Origin of the sequence: Methylobacterium sp. WL18, assembly GCF_008040015.1 — a bacterium.
In the GTDB taxonomy this organism is placed as follows: domain Bacteria; phylum Pseudomonadota; class Alphaproteobacteria; order Rhizobiales; family Beijerinckiaceae; genus Methylobacterium; species Methylobacterium mesophilicum.
The window spans coordinates 1-4976 of the sequence record NZ_VRVD01000342.1 but is presented as its reverse complement, the minus strand read 5'-3'; the positions used below and the strand labels follow the sequence as shown (position 1 = coordinate 4976).

Genomic DNA, 4976 nt, shown 5'->3' with positions numbered 1-4976 from the left:
GCGCGGGTCAGCGCCTCCACGGCCTCGCGCACACGCGCCTCGAACAGGGCGAAGATGTTCATCGGTCTCGGTCTCGCTCGCGCGGGGATGCTGCCGCAGGGCCGTCTCGGCCCGCGCCCGCCGGGAGCCGTCTAGCAAGGGGGCGGGAGAGTGTCACGGCGGCGACGCGGGCCGGCCGGCCCACGGAGCAAGCCGGCGTTAACCGCGCCACCGGAACGAGCGGGCATTCGGCGGGAACAGCGCAGTTTATCCCCACGCGATGACTACCGACGCCCACCGGACCATCTTGTCTTGGGTCGCGAGAGTCTATGTGATCGACAAGATCGCAAAATTCTCGATCTTGGAGATCTTCATGAAGACCTTGATGTTAGCCGGCGCCGCCCTCTGCGCGGTAGCCCTGGCGGCCCCGAGCGCCGAGGCAAGGGGCTTCCGGGGCGGCGGCTTCCACGGCGGTTACGGCGGCTATCACGGCGGCTTCGCCGGGCGCGGCGGTTACGGCCGCGGCTTCGGCTATGGCCGCGGCTACGGGTATCGCGGCGGCTACGGGCGCGGCCTCGGCTACGGGTTGGCCGGCGCGGGCATCGGCCTGGGTCTCGGGCTCGCGGCCGGCAGTTTGTACGGCGGCTATGGCGGAGGCGGCGGCTATGGCTACGGCTATCCCGCGGCCTACGGCGGCTACGACTACGCCTACCCGGCCGCCTATGGCGGTTATGGCGGATACGGCTCCGGTGGCTGCTACGGCAGCTTCACCTGCGGCTGCGGCTGCTGATCGCTCGCGCGTCCTCGCCGGACCTCACGGTTCGGCGAGGGGCAGGCCGCGGCTCGGCAACTCCCAGTGGAGGTCGGGCGTGGTCGGATAGAGCTTGCGATGGGCCAGCACCGCGTAGGTGTCGGTCATGCCGGCGATGTAGTCGGCCACACGCCGGGCGATGCGCCCTTCGGGTGCGTCCGCCAGGCCGGCGCTCCACTCCTCGGGCATCCGCTCCGGCGCGGCCGTGAACGCCGCGAACAGATCGTTGACGATCGCGTCGGCCTTCTTGCGCACCGCCACGACCCCCGGATGCCGGTACATCCGGGCCCAGAGGAACCGCATGATCTCGGCGTCGGCCTCCGCGATGGCCGGCGAGAACACGATGACCGGCTCGGACGCGTGGCGGATGTCCTCGACGCGTGCGGGATTCAGCGCGCCGATCCGACGGCCGCCCTCGCGGATCACGTCTTCCACGAAGCGGGTGATGACGCGCCGGGCCAGCTCGTGGATGACGCGCGACGGGTCCAGGCCCGGATGCAGCCGGTCGATCTCGTCGAGGATGTCGGCCAGGAACGGCACGGCGCGCAGCTCCGGGATCTCGAACAGGCCCGCCCGCAGGCCGTCGTCGAGGTCGTGCGCCGCGTAGGCGATGTCGTCGGCGAGCGACGCCGCCTGCGCCTCCGGGCCGGCCTGGCTCCACAGGTCCAGCGGGTTCAGGGCGTCATATTCGAGGATGGCGGCCGGGATGCCGCGCGCGGCGTAGCGCGCCGTTGTGCTTGACCAGCCCCTCCAGGGTTTCCCAGGCGAGGTTCAGCCCGTCGAAACCGGCGTAGCGCCGTTCGAGCCGCGTGACGATGCGCAGGGCCTGGGCGTTGTGATCGAACCCGCCATGGGCCGCCATGCAGGCCTCCAGCGCATCCTCGCCGGTGTGGCCGAAGCAGGTGTGGCCGAGGTCGTGGCTCAGCGCCAGGGCTTCGGCCAGATCCTCGTCGAGGCCCAGCGCCCGGGCGAGCGCCCGCGCGATCTGGCTGACCTCGAGGGTGTGGGTCAGGCGGGTGCGGTAATGATCGCCCTCGTGGTGCACGAAGACCTGGGTCTTGTGCTTCAGTCGGCGGAATGCCGTGGAGTGGATGATCCGGTCCCGGTCGCGCTGGAAGTCGCTGCGGGTCGGCGAGGAGGCCTCCGCGATCAGCCGTCCGCGCGTCCGCGCCGGATCCGTGGCGTAGGCCGCCCGCCAGCGCTCACCGTTCGGCCGCACGGCGCCCATCCTCGATCTCACGCAGCCTGATCATGACCCCTCCCCGCCCGGCGCGTTGCGGCGCGGGCCTCGAACCCATATCTTGTGGGCTTAGGCGGACTCGGCAACAGCCGGGCGACGCCGTCCACCGAACAGCTGCGTGGCCAGAGCAAAGATGGCTGAGATCACCCTGACCCCCCGCGCCGCCAAGCGCATCAACGAGATCATGGGGGCGGAGCCCCCGGGCGCGTCTCTGCGCATCAGCGTCAACGGCGGCGGCTGCTCCGGATTCTCCTACGCGTTCGACATCGCCCGGTCCCGGGAGGCCCAGGACGTGGCGATCGAGCGCGACGGCGCCACCGTGATCGTCGATCCCGTGTCGCTGGAATACATGTCGGGCTCGACCATCGACTTCGTGAACGACCTGATCGGCCAGTCCTTCAAGATCGAGAATCCGCTGGCGACCGCATCCTGCGGCTGCGGCACCTCCTTCTCGCTCTGACCCGACGCAACGGCCTCCCCTCGGGACGGCCGTTGCGCGGCTACGACACTGGAGCCGGCTCAAGGCTCGCGCCTCCGGTGTCCGATTGCCTCGGCCGGTAAAACGCGGCACCCATGCGGCAACCCCGCTCAGCCGTGATCCGGACCCTCCCATGATCCATCCGAAGGTCCGATCCCGCCTCCGGTCGGCGTTGGCCGCGACCTGCGCCCTCGCCTGCCTCGCCGGGGCGGCGGCACCGGCCCCGCTGGCGGCCCAGGAAGGCGCCGCCGCTGTCCAGGACGTGACGATCACCGACGTCATGCTGCCGCTCGGCGGGACGATGCTGCGGGCGCCCAAGCTGACGGCCAGCGGCACGCGCCTGTCCAAGGATGAGCTTGCCGCGATCCTCAAACCGGATTCGGCCGAGCCCTGGGAGGCGCGGCTGGCACGGCTCGATGCCGGCAGCCTGACGATCCCGGTTCTCAGCTCGGAGCATGCCGGCCCCGGCACCGACCGCCAGACCGTCACCTATCGCGACGTGGTCGCCCGCGACGTGAAGGCCGGACGCGTGGGCGAACTGACTGCCGCGGGCGCGACGGTCAGCGCCGTCACGGGCCCCAACCGCGGCGACGGCACCTACGGCCAGGTCCGGGCGACAGATCTCGACCTCGCGGCGCTGAACCGGCTCTACACCGTCCCGGGCGACGGCAAGGGCCCGGTCCAGAAGGTCTACGGCACGATCCAGGTCTCCGACGTGACCTATTCGGACGCACGCGGCACCACCGTGAAGATCGCGCGCCTGAACGGGCGCGACCTCGGCGGCCGGCAGGTGCCGGACGGCTGGAACGGCGCGTTCGAGATCGTGGCCGCCGGCTTCCAGGGGCCCAACGACCGTCGGACCTTCGCGGCCTCGGCCGCCGACCTGATCGAGGCCACCACGTTGGGCAGCCTCGACATGCAGGGCCTGAGCGTCAGCAACACCGATCCGCAGGGACCGGTCCTGTTCGAGATCGCGCGGGCGACCTACGCCGCCGGGTCGGATGCGGGCACGGTCCTGGAGAACATCACGCTCGCGCGCGGCAGCCTGCGCGCGCATCTCGCCCGCCTCGCGTTGGCGGACGTCTCGCTCGCGCCGACCATCGCGGCTTTGCGCAACGCCGCGGCCGATCCCGCCAGCCGGTCCGGGTTCAGCGATGCCGAGATGCATCGGCTGACGCCGGCGCTGGGCGGCCTGACGCTGACCGACCTGAGCATCGACCTGCCGCTCGACACCGAGCTGCCCAAGACCGTCCCGCCGGATCCCCGCGCCACCCCCCGCGTCCCCGCACCGGGGAAGCCGACGACGGGCCGGTCCGCGGACGGAAAGCTCCCGGAGCCCAAGCCCGCGATCGTGCAGCCCGACGACCCGCTCGCGGTGACGATCACGCCGGCGCCGACACGGCGGGTGGCCCTGCGGGAAGCCAAGCTGTCCTTCGGCCCGCCGCAGGACGGGGTTCCGACGGCCGGGCGGCTGACCCTCTCCGGCCTGAGCCTGCCGGCGGAGTACGTCGCCGGGGCGCCGATCATCGGCGCGCTTCCGGCCTACGGCTATCGGAATCTCGACCTCGATCTCGTGGCCGACGCGTCCCTGGACGGGAAGGCCCGCGACCTGTCGCTGCGCGAAGTCACGATTTCGGGGCGCGATATCGGGACCGTCCGGCTGTCCGGGACCGTCGGCGGCATCGGGCCGGAGCTCTTCAACGGAAGCCTGCCCGCCGCCACGATGCTGATGTTCACGGGGAGCGCCAAGAACCTCGACCTCACGGTGGAGAATGCCGGCCTGTTCGAGCGCTTCCTCGCCGCGCAATCGAAGGATCTCAGCCTGCGACCGGACGAGCTGCGCAAGGAATACGTCACCGCCAGCCTGCTCGGCGTGCCGGTGATCCTCGGCAACACGGCGGCGGCCAAGGGCATCGGCGCCGCGATGGGCCAGTTCGTGATGAAGCCGGGCAAGCTCGTGCTGCACGCGAAGTCGAAGGAGCCCGCCGGCATCGGCTTCATCGATATCGGCGCGGCGCGCTCGCCGGCAGCCCTGCTCGACCGGATGGACGTGGACGCCAAGGCGAATTGACCCCTCGGCAAGTGTCCGCGGGCGGTTCGCACGCCGTACAGGCTACTCCGCGATGATCCCCGGATGCGCCGCCGCCAGCGCGGCCCGGGTGGTTTCGGCCCAGGCGCGGTCGCGCTGTCTGCGCGGGCGGTCGAGCGTCACGTTCGCCATGAGCGTCGCCGGCCGTTTCGAGACGAGCAGCAGCCGGTCGGCGATCCCGATCGCTTCGGCGACGTTATGGGTCACCATGAGGACGCTCATTCCGGCGGAATCCACGGTGTCGACCACCAATCCGCGCAGCTCGGCCGCCGCGGCATCGTCGAGGGAGACGAACGGCTCGTCGAGGACCAGCACCCGCGGCCCGTCGGCGAGCGCCCGCGCCAGCGCGACGCGCCGCTGCATGCCGAGCGACAGGGCC

At 71.4% G+C, this 4976-nt stretch carries 4 protein-coding genes and 1 pseudogene; 3 read left to right on the top strand and 2 right to left on the bottom strand.

Annotated elements, in window-relative coordinates:
* Positions 1–310 precede the first annotated feature (310 nt).
* Positions 311–769: a hypothetical protein gene (locus FV228_RS20090; protein ID WP_238262090.1), complete on the top strand. Its 459-nt coding sequence runs from the start codon at positions 311–313 to the stop codon at positions 767–769.
* A gap of 24 nt (positions 770–793) precedes the next feature.
* Here FV228_RS20090 and FV228_RS20085 read toward each other — a convergent pair.
* A pseudogene (locus FV228_RS20085) lies at positions 794–2018 on the bottom strand (deoxyguanosinetriphosphate triphosphohydrolase).
* Positions 2019–2163: 145 nt separating this feature from the next.
* Here FV228_RS20085 and FV228_RS20080 point away from each other — a divergent pair.
* Both FV228_RS20080 and FV228_RS20075 read left to right on the top strand, forming a co-directional pair.
* Positions 2164–2490 (top strand): iron-sulfur cluster assembly accessory protein, encoded by a 327-nt coding sequence (locus FV228_RS20080; RefSeq protein WP_147856233.1) that lies wholly within the window; start codon positions 2164–2166, stop codon positions 2488–2490.
* A 151-nt stretch (positions 2491–2641) separates the two neighbouring features.
* Positions 2642–4579, top strand: coding sequence for a hypothetical protein (locus FV228_RS20075; protein ID WP_147856232.1), 1938 nt, complete (start codon positions 2642–2644; stop codon positions 4577–4579).
* Between the two features lie 42 nt (positions 4580–4621).
* On the opposite strand, the gene FV228_RS20070 is transcribed toward FV228_RS20075, so the two are convergent.
* Positions 4622–4976 (bottom strand): ATP-binding cassette domain-containing protein (locus FV228_RS20070; protein WP_147856231.1); only part of this gene is annotated, 355 nt, incomplete at its 5' end.